The sequence below is a fragment of the uncultured Xylophilus sp. genome (genome assembly GCA_913776965.1).
GTDB lineage: Bacteria > Pseudomonadota > Gammaproteobacteria > Burkholderiales > Burkholderiaceae_C > Xylophilus.
Genome location: CAJYQL010000025.1, coordinates 133,239 through 151,627 on the forward strand (window position 1 = coordinate 133,239; position 18,389 = coordinate 151,627).

Annotated in this window: 19 protein-coding genes; 10 read left to right on the forward strand and 9 right to left on the reverse strand. The window is 69.9% G+C overall.

Features of this window, described 5'->3' with window-relative positions; translation table 11 throughout:
• Nucleotides 1-175: 175 nt before the first annotated feature.
• Entirely contained in the window at nt 176-1,741 is a 1,566-nt protein-coding gene (locus tag QZ500_RS04405; RefSeq protein ID WP_295851310.1) for a M48 family metalloprotease, read from the forward strand.
• Here the strand turns inward: QZ500_RS04405 and QZ500_RS04410 are convergent.
• The 3 genes from QZ500_RS04410 to QZ500_RS04420 form a co-directional block, all read right to left on the reverse strand.
• Entirely contained in the window at nt 1,709-2,062 is a 354-nt protein-coding gene (locus QZ500_RS04410) for a phage holin family protein (protein ID WP_295851314.1), read from the reverse strand. The genes QZ500_RS04405 and QZ500_RS04410 overlap by 33 nt on opposite strands.
• Nucleotides 2,063-2,192: 130 nt before the next feature.
• The gene (locus QZ500_RS04415) at nt 2,193-2,654 is read right to left on the reverse strand and encodes a hypothetical protein (RefSeq protein WP_295851317.1); all 462 of its coding nucleotides are present in this window, start codon (nt 2,652-2,654) and stop codon (nt 2,193-2,195) included.
• 73 nt (nt 2,655-2,727) lie between these two features.
• Nucleotides 2,728-3,471: a TerC family protein gene (locus QZ500_RS04420; protein WP_295851319.1), complete on the reverse strand. Its 744-nt coding sequence runs from the start codon at nt 3,469-3,471 to the stop codon at nt 2,728-2,730.
• Between the two features lie 533 nt (nt 3,472-4,004).
• Between QZ500_RS04420 and QZ500_RS04425 the strand changes: the two genes are divergently transcribed.
• The 3 genes from QZ500_RS04425 to QZ500_RS04435 all read left to right on the forward strand — a co-directional run bounded on the left by QZ500_RS04425 (nt 4,005) and on the right by QZ500_RS04435 (nt 5,191).
• Complete coding sequence (locus QZ500_RS04425; RefSeq protein WP_295851323.1) at nt 4,005-4,481, forward strand: DUF3717 domain-containing protein; 477 nt, start codon at nt 4,005-4,007, stop codon at nt 4,479-4,481.
• The gene (locus tag QZ500_RS04430; protein ID WP_295851326.1) at nt 4,478-4,789 is read left to right on the forward strand and encodes a DUF2007 domain-containing protein; all 312 of its coding nucleotides are present in this window, start codon (nt 4,478-4,480) and stop codon (nt 4,787-4,789) included. The genes QZ500_RS04425 and QZ500_RS04430 overlap by 4 nt, the downstream gene beginning before the upstream one ends.
• A gap of 69 nt (nt 4,790-4,858) precedes the next feature.
• Nucleotides 4,859-5,191, forward strand: coding sequence for a YnfA family protein (locus QZ500_RS04435; RefSeq protein WP_295851328.1), 333 nt, complete (start codon nt 4,859-4,861; stop codon nt 5,189-5,191).
• Nucleotides 5,192-5,198: 7 nt separating this feature from the next.
• On the opposite strand, the gene QZ500_RS04440 is transcribed toward QZ500_RS04435, so the two are convergent.
• The 3 genes from QZ500_RS04440 to purB form a co-directional block, all read right to left on the reverse strand.
• Nucleotides 5,199-5,759 (reverse strand): YaeQ family protein, encoded by a 561-nt coding sequence (locus QZ500_RS04440; protein ID WP_295851331.1) that lies wholly within the window; start codon nt 5,757-5,759, stop codon nt 5,199-5,201.
• Nucleotides 5,760-5,878: 119 nt separating this feature from the next.
• Nucleotides 5,879-6,538 carry an alpha-ketoglutarate-dependent dioxygenase AlkB gene (locus tag QZ500_RS04445; RefSeq protein ID WP_295851333.1) on the reverse strand — a complete coding sequence of 220 codons (660 nt, stop codon included), beginning with the start codon at nt 6,536-6,538 and terminating at the stop codon, nt 5,879-5,881.
• Between the two features lie 35 nt (nt 6,539-6,573).
• Entirely contained in the window at nt 6,574-7,968 is a 1,395-nt protein-coding gene (gene purB / locus QZ500_RS04450; RefSeq protein ID WP_295851337.1) for an adenylosuccinate lyase, read from the reverse strand.
• Between the two features lie 142 nt (nt 7,969-8,110).
• Between purB and QZ500_RS04455 the strand changes: the two genes are divergently transcribed.
• Nucleotides 8,111-8,728, forward strand: coding sequence for a glutathione S-transferase N-terminal domain-containing protein (locus tag QZ500_RS04455; protein ID WP_295851339.1), 618 nt, complete (start codon nt 8,111-8,113; stop codon nt 8,726-8,728).
• 350 nt (nt 8,729-9,078) lie between these two features.
• On the opposite strand, the gene QZ500_RS04460 is transcribed toward QZ500_RS04455, so the two are convergent.
• The 3 genes from QZ500_RS04460 to QZ500_RS04470 all read right to left on the reverse strand — a co-directional run bounded on the left by QZ500_RS04460 (nt 9,079) and on the right by QZ500_RS04470 (nt 13,253).
• Nucleotides 9,079-9,672, reverse strand: coding sequence for a glutathione peroxidase (locus QZ500_RS04460; protein WP_295851344.1), 594 nt, complete (start codon nt 9,670-9,672; stop codon nt 9,079-9,081).
• A gap of 44 nt (nt 9,673-9,716) precedes the next feature.
• On the reverse strand, nt 9,717-10,937 hold the full coding sequence (locus QZ500_RS04465; RefSeq protein ID WP_295851347.1) for a phosphohydrolase: 1,221 nt from the start codon (nt 10,935-10,937) through the stop codon (nt 9,717-9,719).
• Between the two features lie 87 nt (nt 10,938-11,024).
• Nucleotides 11,025-13,253, reverse strand: a complete 2,229-nt coding sequence (locus tag QZ500_RS04470; RefSeq protein WP_295851349.1) for a TonB-dependent receptor — start codon at nt 13,251-13,253, stop codon at nt 11,025-11,027.
• Nucleotides 13,254-13,454: 201 nt separating this feature from the next.
• Between QZ500_RS04470 and QZ500_RS04475 the strand changes: the two genes are divergently transcribed.
• From QZ500_RS04475 to QZ500_RS04495, 5 genes are all read left to right on the forward strand, one after another.
• Nucleotides 13,455-14,141: a GntR family transcriptional regulator gene (locus QZ500_RS04475; RefSeq protein ID WP_295851352.1), complete on the forward strand. Its 687-nt coding sequence runs from the start codon at nt 13,455-13,457 to the stop codon at nt 14,139-14,141.
• A 145-nt stretch (nt 14,142-14,286) separates the two neighbouring features.
• On the forward strand, nt 14,287-15,276 hold the full coding sequence (locus QZ500_RS04480; RefSeq protein WP_295851355.1) for a tripartite tricarboxylate transporter substrate binding protein: 990 nt from the start codon (nt 14,287-14,289) through the stop codon (nt 15,274-15,276).
• Between the two features lie 46 nt (nt 15,277-15,322).
• On the forward strand, nt 15,323-16,465 hold the full coding sequence (locus tag QZ500_RS04485; RefSeq protein ID WP_295851358.1) for a mandelate racemase/muconate lactonizing enzyme family protein: 1,143 nt from the start codon (nt 15,323-15,325) through the stop codon (nt 16,463-16,465).
• A 13-nt stretch (nt 16,466-16,478) separates the two neighbouring features.
• The gene (locus QZ500_RS04490; protein ID WP_295851359.1) at nt 16,479-17,396 is read left to right on the forward strand and encodes a fumarylacetoacetate hydrolase family protein; all 918 of its coding nucleotides are present in this window, start codon (nt 16,479-16,481) and stop codon (nt 17,394-17,396) included.
• Nucleotides 17,393-18,364, forward strand: coding sequence for an NAD(P)-dependent oxidoreductase (locus tag QZ500_RS04495; RefSeq protein ID WP_295851361.1), 972 nt, complete (start codon nt 17,393-17,395; stop codon nt 18,362-18,364). Before QZ500_RS04490 ends, QZ500_RS04495 begins: the two co-directional genes overlap by 4 nt.
• Nucleotides 18,365-18,389: the final 25 nt, after the last annotated feature.

Below are 18,389 nucleotides of genomic sequence, written 5' to 3' on the forward strand. Positions count from 1 at the left end.
TCGGGACGGGCCGGCAGGCCGGGTCGCCGTGCACCCCGTAAAGCAGCAGGCGCAGTGAACGTTGGCGATCATCGCGCATCATACGGCGATGCCTTGTTCTACCCGCACCTACCCTGGCCGCGCATGGTCGCGCTTCCGAGCCGTTGTGTGTGGTGCGTTGATCGTCGGCAGCGCAATGCCCGCTAGGGCGCACCTCCCCACGCTCGGCGACGGCAGCGAGATGACCGCCGGCGACGAGCGCCGGCTGGGCGACCGGATCGCCCGTTCGCTCTACCGCGACCCGGACTATGTCGACGATCCTGTCCTGGTCGAATACATCCAGAACACCTGGACCGCCCTGGTCGAGGCCGCCAAGGCGCGCGGCGAACTCAGCCCCGAACTTGACGAACGTTTCGCCTGGCGGGTGCTACTCGGCCGCGACCGGTCGGTCAATGCCTTCGCGCTGCCGGGCGGCTACCTGGGGGTGCACTGCGGACTGATCGCGATCACGACGTCACGCGACGAGCTGGCCTCGGTGCTGGCGCACGAACTCAGCCACGTCACCCAGCGGCACATTTCCCGGCTGATGACCCAGCAGAGCCGCACCACGCCGCTGATGCTGGCGGCGATGGTGCTGGGCGCGCTGGCGGCCAGCAAGAGCCCGCAGGCCGCGAATGCGCTGGTGGTGGGCGGCACGGCGCTGCACGCCCAGGCGCAGCTCAACTTCTCGCGCGACATGGAGCGGGAGGCGGATCGGGTGGGCTACGGCGTGATGACGCAGGCCGGTTTCTCCGGTTACGGCTTCGCGTCGATGTTCGAGAAGCTGCAGCAGGCGTCCCGCATCAACGACAACGGCTCCTATCCCTACCTGCGCAGCCATCCGCTGACGACCGAACGGATCGCCGACATGCGGTCGCGCCTGCCGCTGGGCGCCGCGCCGCCACCGGACGACGTGGTCGCGATGCCGGCGATCGGGGCGGGATCGGCGGCGGCCACGGGTGCAGGGGTGCCCGCGGACGAGGCGACCGGCGCGACGGTCACCGTCACCGCCCGCCGGTCGAGCGCGCTGGAGCACGCGATGATCGCGGCCCGTGCCCGGGTGGTGTCGCGGCCCGGTGTCGACGTGCTGCGTGCCTGGGGCGGCGAGCCCGACCAGAGCGGTTTCGGCGCGCTACCCCGTCCGCGGCAGGCCGCCGCGCTCTATGCAGGTGCGCTCGCGGCGCTGGAGCAGCGCGACGGCGACCGCGCGCGGCGCCATGCGACCCGGCTGGCATCGCTGGTGGCGGGCGACGTGCGCGCGGCCCGGTTGGTACGGCTGCTCCAGGCGGATATCGAGCTCGCGGCGGGCCGCGGACCGGCTGCGGTGCAGGCGTTGCTGCCGACCGGTGTGACGGCGCTGCCGCTGCGGACGGGCCGGCCGGAACTGCTGGCCTACGCGCAGGCACGGCCACTGGGCGTTTCAGCGCCGGACCTGTCGGGCCGGCTGCAGACCTGGGTAGCGACCCATCCGGACGACGCGACCGCCTGGCAGGCGCTGGCGACGGTTTACCGGGCCGAACAGCAGCCGCTGCGGGCGCTGCGTGCCGAGGCCGAGGCGCAGGTCGCCCACCTGGACTGGGCGGGCGCGGTGGACCGCTACAAAGCGGGACAGGAGTTCATGCGCCGCGGCGGACCGGGCGCGGACTATATGGAAGCCTCGATCATCGACACCCGCCTGCGCGAGGCGGAATCACGACTTCGTGAACAGGCCGCCGAGCGCTGACTCGATCACCAGGCCCAGCGCCGAATAGATCAGCGAGCCGATCAGCGCGGCGGCGAAGCCGTTGACCTGGAAGCCCTGCAGGACGCCGGAGGCGGCCCAGAACATCAGCGCGTTGATGATGAAGAGGAACAGGCCGAGGGTGAGGATCGTCACCGGCAGGGTGAGCAGCACCAGCACCGGCCGCAGCACTACGTTGAACAGGCCGATGACGGCCGCGGCGACCAGCGCGGCGCCGAAGCTCTGGACCTGCACGCCGCTGTAGATGTAGGCAACGAACAGCAGGGCCGCGCCGCTCAAAAGCCATTTGAGGATGAGTTTCATGGTCGGAGCGCAGGGTGGAGGATCGACCTGCGAGTCTGCACCGGTCCCGCCGCGGCGCGGGTAAGAAAAAAGCCCGTGGCCCCTGCGTGCGCACACGCGGAGGCCACGGGCCGGGCCCGAGGGCAATGCCTTATTCGGCGGCGAGCACCAGCATGGCGCCCATGCCGGCGACGGCACCGGGCAAGGTCCAGCGGCTGTTCTGCGCGGGCGCGGGGCCCTGGTCGCTGATCGGCTGCAGGTCCTGGCCGAACTTGGGACGGCGCGCGTCCATCACGCGGGCGCCGGCATGCTGGGCCAGCAGAGACTCGGTCAGGTCCGCCAGCGGGCCCTTGGCCAGCACCGGCACGACGGTGTCGCCCTGGGCTTCCAGCCACGGCAGGGTCTGGCCGAACAGCTTGTCGGCCCACTTGGCACGCCAGTTCTCGCGGGCGCTATGGCTCACCCACTTACTGATGCGGTGTGTCATGCGCGGCGCGCAGGCCACCACGATCCACTGCGTCGCGGGCGTGCCCGAACCCCGGCGCTGCACCATCGAGGCGAGGTGCTGCTGTGCGTAGGCGGCGTCGTCGACGTACACGATGATCTTGTCCATGGAAGCTCCTTCTGGTGTAGTGGGTTTCGGAGACACGGGAACAGGGAGTTTCATCTTCGGCCGTCCCGGGCGGTCAGTCGATAGGGTTTACCGCAGCAGCGGTCTTGGCCTGGTCGATCCGCTCGGAACCCGGCACCTTGCGACGCGACTTCAGCCAGCCGGCGCCCAGCACCAGCACGATGGCCAGCACGCAGACACCCCAGTACGCGACCTGGTGGATCGTCTCGGGACCCTTGAAGTAGGCGGCCAGAATGCGCTCGTTGACGATCATCTTGGCGGCGGTGAAGGCCAGGACGGCGGCACCCAGCTGGATGATGATCGGGAAGCGCTGCACCAGCTTCAGCACCAGGGTGCTGCCGAACACGACGATCGGCACGCTGATCAGCAGGCCGATCACGACCAGGTCGAAGGAGCCGTGCGCGGCACCGGCCACGCCCAGCACGTTGTCGATGCCCATCAGTGCGTCGGCGATCACGATGGTCTTCATGGCGCCCCAGAAGGTGGTGGCGCCGCCGGCATGCTCTTCGCCGTCGTCATGGCCCTGGTCGGCCAGCAGCTTGTAGGCGATCCACAGCAGGCCCAGACCGCCGACGAGCATCAGGCCCGGGATCTTGAGCAGCCATACCACGCCGATCGTCATGGCGGAGCGCACGACGATGGCGCCGACGGTGCCCCAGACGATGGCCTTCTTCTGCAGGTGGGTGGGCAGGCGCCGTGCCGCGAGCGCGATCACGATGGCGTTGTCGCCCGCCAGGACGAGGTCGATCAGGATGATCGCGAGAAGCGCGGAAAACCACGCGGTACTGAACAGTTCCATGGACACAAAGCTCCGGGTTGATTCGATCGTTCGATCTACAACCTGCAGCCGCAGGGCGGCCAAAGACGGAAGCATGCGCGCCCTCGGGGAGGGCACGCTGCCGGCACGCTTCGACCAAACCGCGGTTGCAGGTTCCAATCGAAGGTCTTGCTCGGCATGGTGTCATGTCGGTTCTTCTGCCCAGCACGCCGGAAGTTGTTATGACTTCGTATTGACGACGTGCCGATACTCTCCGCCGCGACGCCGTGGGGCATCCTCCTTGTGCGACGGAAGGCGGGAGCTACTCCCCTTCGTGGCGCGGATTAGAACACCGCCCGCCGCCCGCCGGCAAAGGGTTTGCGACGGATGCATCCGGATGTGTCGCGCGGGTTTGAAACAGGATGGCGCCATCACGCTCGTCCAGCCTGCGGAGTGTGCTATCGAAAGATGAGCATGTGATTTCTGAGCGCTCCGGGTAAGCCCGGGGTGGCAGGGCTGCGCCTATCATCGCCCTCCCGCTGCGCCGGCCGATGCCGCCCGCCCCGGGCCTGTGCATGGCCACCCTCCACATCACCGACATCGAAGCCGCCATCAACTACTGGCGCGCCCGCAGCCCCTCGTCCGACGGCGTGACGCTGGCGCCGCAGGTGCGGGCGCTCGCCGAGGTCTATGCGCTGATGGTGTACTTCCACGAGGACGAGGTGGCCTGCGAGGGCTTTCCGCCGAAAGCCTGGGCGGCGTGGCTCGCCTGGTACGACACCACGCCCGACACGCCCTGCATCGCGATCTGCTCGACCAGCCAGGGCGATGCGTCGTGCAAGGGTTGCGGCCGCACCTTCGACGAGGTGCAGCGCTGGCCGGAGATGGACCCGGTCGCCAAGCGGGCGACCTGGCGGCGCATCACCCGCGAAGGCACGGCCTGGCGCTTCAACCGCTATGCCGAGCGCGCCGCGGAAGGCCGGGCGGCGCCGGACGACGGCAGCGCCCCGGCCGAGCCGCCGACGGCCCCGATCTTCGGGCGGCGCCGGTGATCCGCCTGACGCAGGCGCCCAATGCCGCGATCGCGACCGTCTGGGCCGACCTGCTGACCGAGGCCGGCTATCCGGCGATGGTGCAGCGCCAGTTCCTCGGCGCGGCCGCCGGCGAACTGCCGCCCGACCAGTGCCTGCCGGAGATCTGGCTGCGCCACGACGAGCACGCTGCGCCGGCCCGGGCGCTGCTGGCGGCACTCGAAGCCCTGCCGCAGCGCCGCTGGACATGCCCGGCCTGCGGCGAGGCGATCGAGGGCGGCTTCGAGCAGTGCTGGAACTGCGGTGCCTGGATGCCGCGCGAAGCATGAAATCGGATGCTTTCAGGCCTTCTGCGCAAGCGGGACGTGCGCAGCATGCTATGAATAAGTGAGCATCGTATGGATCTGGCGAAAACCCTGGCCCTGTTCGCCGCGACCGCGGTGGCCGAGATCGTGGGCTGCTATCTGCCCTGGCTCTGGTGGCGCCAGGGCGGCAGCGCCTGGCTGCTGCTGCCGGCCGCGGCCAGCCTGGCGCTCTTCGTCGGTCTGCTGACCCTGCACCCCGCGGCGGCGGGCCGGGTCTATGCGGCCTACGGCGGGGTCTACGTCGCGGTGGCGCTGGCCTGGCTCTGGGTGGTGGACGGCATCGCGCCCAGCCGGACCGATCTGCTCGGCGCGGCGGTGTGCCTGGTCGGCGTGGCGATCATCGTCCGGGGCAGCCCGACGGGCTGAGGCCGCGCTATTTCCAGCGCACGCACTCGACGGTGACGGTGCGGCTGGCGTCGCCGAGCATCAGCGTGCCGTCCTGGATCGTCGCCTGCAGCTGCATCGTGCGCTGGGCGAGCGCGGCGAGTTCCTGCGACTGCTCGGTCGGCACCCGCCAGACCTGCAGCTTGTCGAGCCGGGTCAGCTTGGTCTCGATCCCTTTCCACCAGACCTCAGCCGCGTAGCTGAAGCAGTAGAGCAGCACCGCGTCGGCCTGGCTGCAGGCCTTGGCGAGCGGCTTCTCCTCCGGCTGGCCGACCTCGATCCACAGCCGGGTGCGGCCGGTGAAGTCGCGCAGGTGCACGTCCGGGTCGTCCGGGTTCGACAGGCCGGCGCCGAAGGCCAGCGTGCCATCACCGCCGCAGGTGGTCTGCAGCTGGTGGGCGTTGAGGGCCAGCGCGACCAGACGGATCATCATGCGTTCGTCGGTCTCGCTCGGGTGGCGGGCCAGGGTCAGCGCATGGTCGGCGTAGTAGCCGTGGTCGATGTCGGCGATCGCGAGATTCGCCTTGAAGATGGTGGATTTGAGAGCCATGGGGCGCGGGGAAGGAAGGGGCGCGGCCGGCGGTCGGGCGCTGGAGACGGCTGCTGGGCGGCGGATCGGACCGGACCGGCTGGCAGGGCGGCGCCCGGGACGGGCGAGGGTGCCGGATTCTAGGGCGCGGCCCCGCCTGGGCCCCCTTTGCCGATCTCGCCGATCCGGCGGAAGGTCAGGTTGATGCGCGGCAGCACCTCCTTGGCGGTACGGGCGATCTGGTGCTGCCAGTGGTGCTGGGTCGCGCCGCCCATCACCAGCAGGCTGCCGGGGCCGAGGTCGATCGAATGTGCGATCCGGTGCTCGCCGCGGCGGCGCAGGTCGAAGCGGCGGGTGCCGCCCAGGTTGAGCGAGGCGATCACCGGGTTGCGGCCGAGGACGGATTCGTCGTCGCTGTGCCAGCCCATGCGGTCGCGACCGTCGCGGTAGTAGTTCAGCAGCAGGCCGTTGAAGGACTGGCCGCAGGCCGCTTCCACCCGCGCGCGGATCGCGGCGAGCAGCGGCGTCCAGGGCGCGGCGTCGTGCCGCAGGCCGGAGTATCCGTAGCCGACGTCGCCGACCCAGGCCAGCCGGCGCGGCACCGGCACGGTCCGGGCGTAGACGCGGGTGGACGGCTGGGTCCAGACGGTGTCGTCCCGCAGCCGGGCGAACCACTCGGCGGCTTGGTCGGCCGGAACCCACTGCGGCGCGAAGCGCAGGTCGGCATCGGCCAGCGGCAGCGGCTGCAGCACGGCCGGATCGGCCTCGGCGCGGCCGGCGGCGAAAAGGTCGTGCTGCACGCGGCGGGGATCCTCGGCAGGCGACCGGGGCACGGTCAGCTGCGCCGCGCCAGCTCGGCCGCCTTGCCGGTGTAGCTGCCGGGCGTCATGGCGAGCAGGCGGTCCTTCTCGGCGTCGGGGATCGCCAGCGAGCGGATCAGGCCGTGCAGGTCCTCGGCGCGGACCGTCTTGCCGCGGGTCACTTCCTTCAGCTTCTCGTAGGCGCCCTGCACGCCGTAGCGGCGCATCACGGTCTGGATCGGCTCGGCCAGCACTTCCCAGGCGGCGTCGAGGTCGGCCTCGATCGCCTCGGTGTTGAGCTCCAGCTTGTTCAGGCCGGTGGCGAGCGAGTGGTAGGCCAGCAGCGTGTAGCCGAGCGCCACGCCCATGTTGCGCAGCACCGTGCTGTCGGTCAGGTCGCGCTGCCAGCGGCTGACCGGCAGCTTTTCCGACAGGTGGCGCAGCAGGGCGTTGGCCAGGCCCAGGTTGCCTTCGGCGTTCTCGAAATCGATCGGATTGACCTTGTGCGGCATCGTGGACGAGCCGATCTCGCCGGCCTTCAGCCGCTGCTTGAAATAGCCGAGCGACACGTAGCCCCAGACGTCGCGCGACCAGTCGATCAGGATGGTGTTGGTGCGGGCCAGCGCGTCGAACAGTTCGGCCATGTAGTCGTGCGGCTCGATCTGGATGCTGTAGGGCTGGAAGGTCACGCCCAGGCCGAGCGGCTCGGGCGTCTCGACGACCTTGCGGGCGAAGGCTTCCCAGTCGACGTCGGGCCAGGCCGAGAGGTGGGCGTTGTAGTTGCCGACCGCGCCGTTCATCTTGGCCAGCAGCTTCACGCCGGCGATCTTCTCGCGGGCGGCGGCCAGGCGCACCACCACGTTGGCGATCTCCTTGCCGACGGTGGTCGGGCTGGCGGTCTGGCCGTGGGTGCGCGAGAGCAGCGGCACGTCGGCGTAGGCATGAGCCATCTCGCGCAGCTTGACGACGATGCCGTCGAGGGCGGGCAGCATCACCGTGTCGCGCGCGGCCTTGAGCTGCAGGGCGTGGCTGGTGTTGTTGATGTCCTCGCTGGTGCAGGCGAAGTGCACGAATTCGGCCGCCGCTTCCAGTTCGGGGCGCGCGTCGAACTTGCTCTTGATCCAGTACTCGACCGCCTTCACGTCGTGGTTGGTGGTCTTCTCGATCTCCTTGATCGCGAGCGCGTCGGCTTCGGAAAAATGCTTCACCAGGCCCAGCAGGTAGGTGCGGGCACCGGCCGACAGCGGCTTGAATTCGGCCAAACCGGCGTCCGACAGTGCGATGAACCAGGCGATCTCCACCTGCACCCGGCGGTGCATGAAGCCCTGCTCGCTCATCAGCGGGCGCAGCGGCGCGAGGCGTGCGGCGTAACGGCCGTCGAGCGGCGAAAGGGCGGAAACAGGCGAGTGGGTGGCAGGGATAGGGCTCATGGCGCGAATTGTAGGTGCCGACCTACGCCGGAGCCCCTGTGACCGGCGGGCGCAAGGCGAGTCGATAGAATCGGTCGCCCCGCCGGGAGGCCCCCGCCGGCGGCCGTGTCCCGCCTTCCTCCCCACCCCCCGAGTCCCCTCCATGAAACTGATCGGATCCCTGGCCAGCCCCTACGTACGCAAGGTGCGTGTCGTCATGGCGGAGAAGAAGCTGGACTACCAGTTCATGCTCGAGAACGTCTGGAGCCAGGACACCGCGATCGGCGTCTCCAACCCGCTGGGCAAAGTGCCCTGCCTGGTGATGGAAGGCGGCGAGGCGGTGTTCGATTCGCGGGTCATCGTGGAATACCTGGACACCCTGTCGCCGGTCGGCAAGCTGATCCCCCAGCAGGGGCGCGAACGCGCCGAGGTCAAGACCTGGGAGGCGCTGGCCGACGGCCTGCTGGACGCGGCCATCCTGGTGCGGCTGGAGAAGGGCGGCTTCCAGGGCCGCGCGGAGGGCGAGCGCAGCCAGGCCTGGGTGGACTGGCAGCTGCGCAAGATCCAGGGTGCTCTCAAGGCCATGTCGCAAGGGCTGGGCGACAAACCGTACTGCAGCGGCATCCACCTGAGCCTGTCGGACATCGCAGTCGGCTGCGCGCTCGGCTGGCTCGAGTTCCGCTTCCCGGAGATCGGCTGGCGTACCGAATATCCCAACCTCGCCCGCCTGACGGACAAGCTGGCGCAGCGTCCGAGCTTCGCGGACACGGTGCCGGCATAACGGCGGCTTTTTCTCAAGGATTTCGGCCTCCGACGCAGGTGCTACCTGCGCATCCTGCTCTCGATTCCGTAGCGCGGGTCGCTCGCGTGCGGCACCGGCGGAAGACAAAATTGCTGCGAAGCGCCCCGACACGAAGGAGGGAGGGAGGGAGGAGGAGAAGAGTCGCCTCGGGATTGCAACCGGATCACGCAAACCCGGAAGACTTCGCAGCAAGAAATCGGTGGGAGGCAGTCGCCCCCCGTACGCTGTAGGAGCGGGCGGCCCGTCCGGGGTTCCGCACGCAAACGTAAGCGTCTGTTAGCGCTTCTGCGCCTTCTAATCGCAATTCCGAGCCGCGGGTCGGCAGGGCATTAGCGCACCGCGAGCTGCTTTTCCACGTCGCGCACGAAATCCCGGCTGTCGGGCGCGGTGACGCTGGAATAGCTGTCCACCACTCGGCCGTCGCGGCCGATCAGGTACTTGTAGAAGTTCCACTTCGGCGTGGTGCCGGTCTGGGCCGCCAGCTGCCGGAAAAGCGGGTTGGCGTCGGCACCGCGCACCGCCGACTTGGCGAACATCGGGAATTTCACGCCGAAGGTGTTTTCGCAGAAGGCGGCGATCTCCTGGTTCGAGCCCGACTCCTGCGAAAAGTCGTTCGACGGAAAGCCCAGTACCACCAGGCCCCGGTCGCGGTACTTCGCATGCAGCGCCTCCAGCGCCTTGTACTGCGGCGTGAAGCCGCAGAAGCTGGCGGTGTTGACCACCAGCACCACCTTGCCGGCGTACTGGCAGAGCGACTGCGGCTTCTCGTCCTGCAAGCGGGGGAAAGTGTGCTGGAGCAGGGCGGGGCAGGCCGCTGGGGCGGCGGACGCCGGCGGTTCGGCGGCGCGGGCGGCCGGCAGCGCAGGCAGTCCCGCGAGGGTCGCCAGGACAGCGGCAGCGAGGAAGCGGTGGATGGACGACATGGCGGGCCTCGAGTGGATCAGGATGTGCGGGCCTAACAGCCGGTTCAGATCATCGCCAGCATGCGGTCGAGCTGCAGCTGCACCTTCACGTCCCGGTGCGCCACGCTGCCGACGATCTTGAACATGATCTGGCTGGTGTCGCGCACCACGATCTCGCCGATCGGCATGCCCTGGCGGTTCAGCACCGTGGCCACCTTCGGCGTGGTGCCGGTGCGGCCGCGCTTGAGCACGATCGCCGTCTCGTTGCTCGCTAGCTTCACGAAGGAGCCGGGCGGGTAGACGCCCATGGCGGTGATCAGCGCGGCGCCGCCCTCGTCGACCCGGTGTTCGTCGTCGAAGTAGCTGGCCCGCATCGCGACCGCCGCGGGCATCGCCCAGCGCGACACCCGCGGAGACAGCCGGGCCGCGAAGATATCGGCCCGCTCGATGATCCGCGCGATGCGCTCGTGCGGCTGCATGTCTGCCAGGCGGCCGGACGGCGGCTGGTGGTGCAGCCGTACCGCGCCCAGCCACAGGGGGTCGGCGACGCCCTGGCGCTCGAGCAGGCCGACGGAGGCGTCCGAATGCACGGCGATCGTCGCCATCTGCGATTCCGTCGGGCGGCCGACCTGCTGCGCGAGTTCGTCCTGCAGTTCGGTCATGCTGATGTTCATCGTGAGGGCAGCCTTGCCGACCGCATCCACGGCTGCGACATCCCAGTGCAGCGTGTCGCGGGCCGCAAGGATGCAGACTGCCGCCACCAGCAGGCCATGCGTAGCGCTGTACATCGACAACTCGCGCGCGGCGAAATGGATCAGCGCGAACATGGTGGCGTCGGGCTGGCGACGGGTGAGTACGCTGAGTTCGGCGTGCAGCCGGTCGAGGCGCGGCAGGAAGTCGGCGGCTTCCGGATGCCTGAGCAGCGCGGTGGCGCGCAGCTGCATCTCCTGCCAGTCGGGCGGTCCGCTGCGCATGGCCAGTTCCGCGCGTTCGAGCGGGCTGGTGGGCACCGTCTTCGCCGTCATCTGCGCCGCGGCGATCTGGCCGATGGTGCGCTGCTCGCGGACCAGCGTATCGAGCTGCTCCATGAACGCCCGCGCTTGATCCGGCGATTCCTCCAGGTCGATGTGCAGGGTGCCGGCCCGCGCCAGCATCATGTCGAGCTGCCGGCGGTTGGCGACGACGAAACCCTTGTGGGCCAGCAGCGTGCCTTCCTGCGTCCGCAGCGAGAACGGAAGGGGATGCCCGAACTTGATCGATTCGGACTGGAGCGGGATCAGATTCATGAATGGCGCGGCAGGTATGACGGGATTATCCGCGTCGAACCTGCCGTCCGGTGTCGCGGCAGGCATAGGCCTTGCCGCGACACCACGTCAGAAGTCCACCGACGCGGACAGGCTGAAGGTCCGCGGGGCGCCCAACACCAAGTAGCCGGAGCCCGGGTAGCCGCCGACGGAGGCCCAGTAGTTGCGGTCGGCGAGGTTGTCGATGCGGGCGCGCAGCGTGAGCAGCCGGCCCTGTACCTCGGTCGTGTAGCGCGCGCCGACGTCGAGCCGCGTCCAGCCCGGCACCTTGAGCGCGTTGGCTGCGTCGGCATAACTACTGCCGGTGGCGGTGACGCGGCCGTTGAGCGCCAGACCCCGCACGCCGGCGACGTCCCACTCGGCGTTCAGGCTGCCCTGCGCCTCTGCGACGCCGATCACCCGCTTGCCGTCGGTCGCAGCGCTGCCGGTGGAGCGCTGTTGCGCGTCGAGCAGCGTCAGCCCGCCGAGCAGCCGCAGGCCGCGCAGCGGCTCGCCGAAGACGGTGGTCTCCAGGCCCTGGTGGCGGTCCTGGCCGCGCGGGCCGAACACCTGGTCGACCGTGATGCTGCGCGGCCGCTCGGTGCTGAACAGCGCGGCGCTCGCGCCCAGGCGGCCGCCGTCGTACTTCACGCCGACTTCCTTCTGCTTCGCAACGTACGGCGCGAGCTGGGCGCCGGCGTTGCGGACCGGCACGCCGCCCACCTGGGCCGGCGCCGTCTCGCCGGGGCTCAGCTGCTCGGTGTAGTTGACATAGAGCGACACCTGCGGCTGCAGCTTGAACACCACGCCCGCCGACGGGCTGGTGCGACTCTGGTCATAGACGGTGACGCCACCGCCCGGACTGGTCAGCGCGCTGCCGAAGAAGGTGCGGTAGCCGATCTCGGTCGTGTTGACCGACTGCCGGCGCAGGCCGAGCGTGACCAACAGCGTGTCGTCGAAGAAGGACAACGTGTCGCCGATCGCGATGCTGTTGAGGCGGCTGCGGCGCTGCAGGGCCGGGCCGTCCGGGTTGCCGCTGCCGGCCGATGCGCTCCAGCCGGGGAAGGGCGACAACACCGGGTTGTAGAGGTTGGTGGTCTGCTGGCGCGCGAAGTCGAAGGCGTACGAATTGTCGCGGTCCAGCCCGAAGTACGCGAGGGACGCCACCAGCGTGTGCTGGACCGGGCCGGTCTCGACCCGGGCGCGCACCCCCAACTCGCCGGTCTTCACCGTCTCGCGGCCGGTATTGTCGAAGCGGTAGGTGGCGCCGTCCCCGGCGTTGTTCGACAGCGTCAGGTTGGCCAGCGAATTGGCTTCGGCGCCCCGGCGGGCGCCGGCCGCGAACCAGCCGGTCACGCGGTCGGTGATGTCCCACTCGCCGCGCACCGTGCCGAAGGTGTCGCGCTCGTTGGAGAAGGACCAGGGCTGGGCCCAGTTCACCGACGCATCGGGGGCGCGCGGGATCGCGGTGACCGCGCCCGGAGTGACGCTGGGCCGCGCCGCGTTCAGCCGGTGGTCCTGGTAGCCGATGTCGCCCGACAGCCGCACGCCGCGGCCGCGCCAGTCGAGGCCGAGCGAGGCCACGTCGAGCTTCACCTTCTCGCGGTCGATGCCGGTGCCCCCCTCGCGGTGCGCCGCATTGACGCGGATGCCGGTGCTGTTGTCGGGGCCGAAGCGGCGCGAGACATCGGCGGCCGCGTAGACCTGCGAGCCGCTGGCGACGCCGAACGTCACCTGGGTCAGCGGATCGTTGGCCGCGCGCTTGGGCAGCAGGTTGACCGTACCGCCGATGCCGTCGCCGCCGGGGGTGATGCCGGTCAGGAAGTTGCTCGCGCCGTGCAGCACCTCGACCCGCTCGAACAGTTCGGACGAGATGTACTGCCGCGGCAGCAGGCTGTAGAGACCGTTGTAGGCCATGTAGTCGGAGCTGAGCAGGAAGCCCCGGATGAAATACGACTCCTGGAAGTTGCCGAAGCCGCGGGCGATGCGGATCGACGGGTCGTTCAGCAGCACATCGCCGACGCTGCGCGCCTGCTGGTTCTGGATCAGCTCGTGGGTAAAGCTGGTGACGGCGAACGGCGTAGACATGTTGTCCTGGTTGCCCAGGATGCCGACCCGCCCGCCGCGGGCGACCTGGCCGCCGGCGTAGGGACGCGTCAGGCCCTCGGCGGACGCGTCGGCGCTGGCGTTGACGGTCACGGTGGAGAGGGTCGCGCCACTGTCGGTGGCGGAGCCGGTCTGCGCCTGGGTGCCTGCGGCAGCGAAGACGGTGCCGAGAGCGATGCTGAGAGGAGCGAGAGGACAACGGGCGCGGCGCATTAAGACTTCACAACAGGAATGAGAATGCATCGTATTTTCTAGTGCGTTCGGGGCGGCTCGCGGCTTTTTGTGGTGTCGGCGCGACGGGCGACCGAATTTGTCGTGCCGTCGCAACACCTGCACGACGCTGCGACCGCTCGGGAGGCCGCATGCCAGCCGGCGGGGCGCGGCGCCCCCGCCCTTCCATGCGACAGTCCCGCCATGACACAGCCGCCCCGCCTGAAACAGTTGGCCCGCGAGACGCTCTGGGACCGCGCCTATGCGGCGCTGGAACTGGCGCTGCTGGCCGGCCGCTATGCGCCGGGCGAACGCATCCTGCTGCGCGATGTGGCCGACGCGCTGGGCATCAGCCTGACGCCGGTGCGGGATGCGGTGAACCGGCTGGTCGCGGAGAACATCCTCGACCGCGGCAGCGTCGGGCAGGGGGGCGGCGCGACGGTGCCGCTGCTCGACGCCGACCAGTTCGGCCAGCTGATGACGATCCGCAGCGGACTGGAGCCGGTCGCCGCCGCGGCCGCCACGCTGCATGCCACGCCCGAAGCGCTGGAGCCGGTCGCGGCCGCCCTGCACGAGATGAAGGACGCGGTCGAGACCCAGCGGCTGGACCGCTACCTGGATGCGCACTACCGCTTCCATTTCGGCATCTACCGGATGTCCCGGATGCCGATCGTCGAGCAGGCGATCGAGAACGCCTGGCTGCGCTGCGCGCCGACCCTGACGCTGGCCTTGCCGCGCAACATTCCGGGCCTGAAGCGCTATCCGTTCCACGAAGCGGCGCTGGGCGCGCTGCGCCGGGGTGATGCCGACAGCGCCGCCGAGGCGATCCGCGCCGACATCGAGAGCGCCCGGGCCGACATCTGCGCCCTGCTGGACGACGCTGCGGCCTGAACGGGCCACCCGCCTTCGATGCCTTGAACCTGCGCGCCGCCTGACCGGCACCCGGTCGCGGCGGCGTTTCGCACCGACCCGCTGGGCATTGATTGTTGTTTGTTATAACATTGAGCCGTTCACGCCAAAACGACAGGAGACACAGATGATGGTTCGTTCCCGCCGTGCGCTCGCCGCGGCCTTGCTGGGCGTCGTCGCCCTGGGCGCCACCGGCCTGACGGCCCATGCCGCCGATCCGTTCCCCGCCAAGGAGATCAAGTTCATCGTGCCGTGGAACGCGGGCGGCTCGAACGACATCGCGGCGCGGCTCCTGGCGCAGCTCGCATCGGAGCAGGGCGTCAAGGTGCTGGTCGAGAACGTGCCGGGCGCCACCGGGGCCATCGGGATGACCAAGGTCGCCAATGCCGAGCCCGACGGCTACACCATCGGCATGGGCACCAGTTCCACGCTGGCGCTGATCGCCCAGGGCCTCACGCCGCTCAAGAACGAGCAGTTCGCGCCGATCGCCCGGGTCACGATCGACCCGCTGGTGCTGGTAGTGCCGACGAGCGGCCCGGCGACCAGCCTGGAGGCGTTCATCGCCCACCTGAAGCAGAACCCCGGCAAGGTGTCGATCGGCACGCCCGGCACCAACAACCTCAACCACATCTTCAGCGTGATGACCGGGCGCGCCGCGGGGGTCGACACGATCAACGTGCCCTACACCGGCGGCTCCAAGGTGGTGGCCGACCTGGCCGGCAAGCAGATCGACGCCGCGGTGCTGAAGCCGTCGGAGAGCAAGGCCATGATCGACGGCGGCCACGTCAAGGCGATCGCGGTGTTCGCCAACCAGCGGCTGCAGGCCATGCCCGACGTGCCGACCTTCAAGGAGCGCGGCTACGACGTCTTCCCCTACGGTCCGCTGGTGCAGATGGCGTACATCGTCGCGCCGGTCGGCATCCCCGAGCCGGTCCGCGCGAAGCTGACCGACATCTTCAACAAGGCGATCCAGAGCGCCAAGTTCAAGGCCCCGACCGAACAGCAGGGCGCCGTCGTCGACAACCTGACCGGCGCTGCGCTGGGCCGCGAGATCGCCAACGTGCAGAAGTCCCTGAACGAGGTCGGCAAGAAGGTCTTCGTCGCCGAGAAGAAGTGAATTTTCCCTACCACAGCCGCCGCATCCGAGAGAACGCCCCGCATCCATGAGCACCATCAAGAAAGTCACCTGCCACGTCGTTTCCGCCCCGGTGGAAAAGCCCTTCACCTCGTCCCGCGGCTGGCTCTACAAGACCCGCGGCTCCTGCATCGTCGAGATCGAGACCGCCGACGGCATCGTCGGTTGGGGCGAGTGCTACGGCCCGTCGGCCGTGTCGAAGGCCTATATCGAATCGCAGTTCGCGCCGCGCATCATCGGCCGTGACGCGTTCGACGTGGAAGTGATCTGGGAAGACCTCTACAACCGGGTGAAGGACTACGGCGGCCGCGGCATGGTCACCTCGGCGATGAGCGGCATCGACATCGCGCTGTGGGACATCATCGGCAAGACGGTGAACAAGCCGGTCCACAAGCTGATCGGCGGCGCCTTCCGCACCGAGGTCGCCTGCTACGCCACCGGCCTCTACTTCATCGACATGGACCGGCTGATCGAGGAAGCGGTGGAAGAGGCTCAGGGCTACGTCGCCGAAGGCTTCACCGCGGTCAAGATGAAGATCGGCCTGGGCGACCCCAAGCTCGACATCCGACGCGTGGAGGCGGTGCGCCGCGCGGTCGGCGACCAAACCCGGCTGATGGTCGATGCCAACCACTGCTTCACCGTGCCGCAGGCGATCCGCCTCGGCCGCGAGCTGGAAAAGCTCGACGTGGAATGGTTCGAGGAACCGATTTCGCCGGAGGACATCGACGGCTACGTCGAGGTGACCCGCGCGCTCGACATGGCGGTGGCCGGCGGCGAGAACGAATTCACCCGCTGGGGCTTCCGCGACCTGGTGGTGCGCAAAGCGATGGACATCGTCCAGCCCGACGTCTGCGCGGCCGGCGGCATCACCGAGTGCAAGAAGATCGCCACGCTCGCGACCACGCACGGCGTGGAATGCGTGCCGCACGCCTGGGGTTCGGCGATCGGTATCGCGGCCACGCTGCACTTCATCGCGTCGCTGCCCGACCAGCCGCCGAGCTTCCGCCCGATGCCGCCGCTGCTCGAATTCGAGCAGTGCGAGAACCCGTTCCGCGACCACCTGTCGGTCGAGCCGATCGTGCAGCAGCGCGGCGTGGTGCAGATCCCGACCGGCGCCGGCCTCGGCATCGAGATCGACCGCAGCGTGCTCGACCGCTACCGCGTCGCCTGAGGAGACGGTCCGCATGCGTTTCGTCTCTTTTGCCGGCGCCGACGGTGCGCCGGTCGCGGGGGTGGTGCAGGGCGACGGCGACGCGGCGCAGGTCGCCGACCTGTCGCATCCGTCATGCCGGGCGGTGCTCGGCGGCACGCAGCCCTCGCTGATGGCCTTCGTCGAACAGGGCCTCGCCGGCTGGGTACGGCGGCTGGGCGCGGCGTCCTTCGCGCCCGATGTGCTGCGGCCGCTCGCCGGCCTGCGTCTGCTGGCACCGGTGCGGCCGGGCAAGGTCGTCGGCGCCGCCTTCAACTTCACCGATGCGCTGGCCGAGCGGTCGATGGCGCATCCGCCGGAGCCGGTCACCTTCGTGCGCTCCGGCAGCACTGTGATCGGGCCGGGCGAGTCGATCCTGGTGCCGCCGGACGTGGGCGACGTCGGCTACGAGGCCGAACTCGCGGTGGTGATCGGCCGGCGCGCGCTGCGCGTCGGCGCCGAGGACGCGATGGACCACGTGGCCGGCTACACGCTGCACAACGACGTGAGCGGCAGCGCGCTGGTCAAGGCCGACGGCGGCAACTTCGTGCGCGGCAAGAACCTGCCGGCCACCGCGCCGCTCGGCCCCTGGCTGGTGAGCGCCGACGCGCTGCCCGATCCGTATGCGGTCGGCATCCGGCTCGACATCGACGGCCGCCGACTGCAGGACGGCTCGACCGCCACGATGCTGCACCGGATCGCCGCGCTGATCGCCTATGCCTCGGCCCGCATGCCGCTCGACCCGGGCGATGTGATCGCCACCGGCACGCCCGCGGGCGTCGCCGCCACCCACACGCCGCCCGCCTGGCTGCGGCCGGGCCAGACCGTGACGGTCGAACTCGCCGGCCTGGGCCGGCTGACCAACCCGGTGCAGGCCGGCCCCGCCTTTTTCCCCGAATCGACCCCGTTATGACGACCCGGCCCCGCATCCTGCTGACCAACCCCATCCATCCGGAACTGCTGCCGGTGCTCGAGGCCCGCTGCGAGGTGGTGACCGCGCCCGACACCGGCGCCGCCACGCTCGCGCGGCTGGTCGCCGATGTCGACGGGCTGATCGTGCGTGCGCACCTGCCGCCGAACATCTTCGACCAGGCGCCGCGGCTGCGCTTCGTGGTGCGCCACGGCGTCGGGCTCGACATGATCCCGGTGCCGGCCGCCACCGCGCGCGGCATCGTGGTGGCCAACCTGCCGGGCTCCAACAGCGCCGCGGTGGTGGAGTACTGCTTCGGTGCGCTGCTGCACCTGCGCCGCAACCTGGCCGGCATCGACGGCCGGCTGCGCCGCGACGGCTGGGCCGCGGCCCGGCCGATGGCCGACGGCGGCACCGAGCTCGGCCGCACTGTGCTCGGCATCGTCGGCGTCGGCGAGATCGGCCGCCGGCTGGCCGGTGCGGCGCAGGGCCTGGGCATGCGGGTGCTCGGCCTGACGCGGCGGCCCGACAGCCTGCCTCCGGGCGTCGAGGCAGCCGACAAGGCGACGCTGTTCGCCCAGGCCGATGCGGTGGTGCTCTGCTGCCCGCTGAACGACCAGACCCGCGGCCTGGTCGATGCCGCCACGCTCGCGACGATGAAGCCGACGGCGGTGCTGGTCAACGTATCGCGCGGCCCGGTGGTCGAGACCGAGGCGCTGCTCGCCGCACTGCGCGCAGGCCGCTTGGCCGGCGCCGCGCTCGACGTGCACGACCGCCAGCCGCTGGCCGCCGACGAGCCGGTGTTCGAGGCGCCGAACCTGCTGCTCACGCCGCACGTCGCGGGCATCACCGCCACCAGCATGCGCGGCATGAGCGAAGGCGCGGTGGCCACGCTGCTCGCGCTGCTCGACGGCGAACGGCCGGCCAATATCGTCAATCCCGAGGTCTTCCTCGCCGCCCAGCCGTCCTGACGGCCGCGCCCCTTCCTCACGCTCC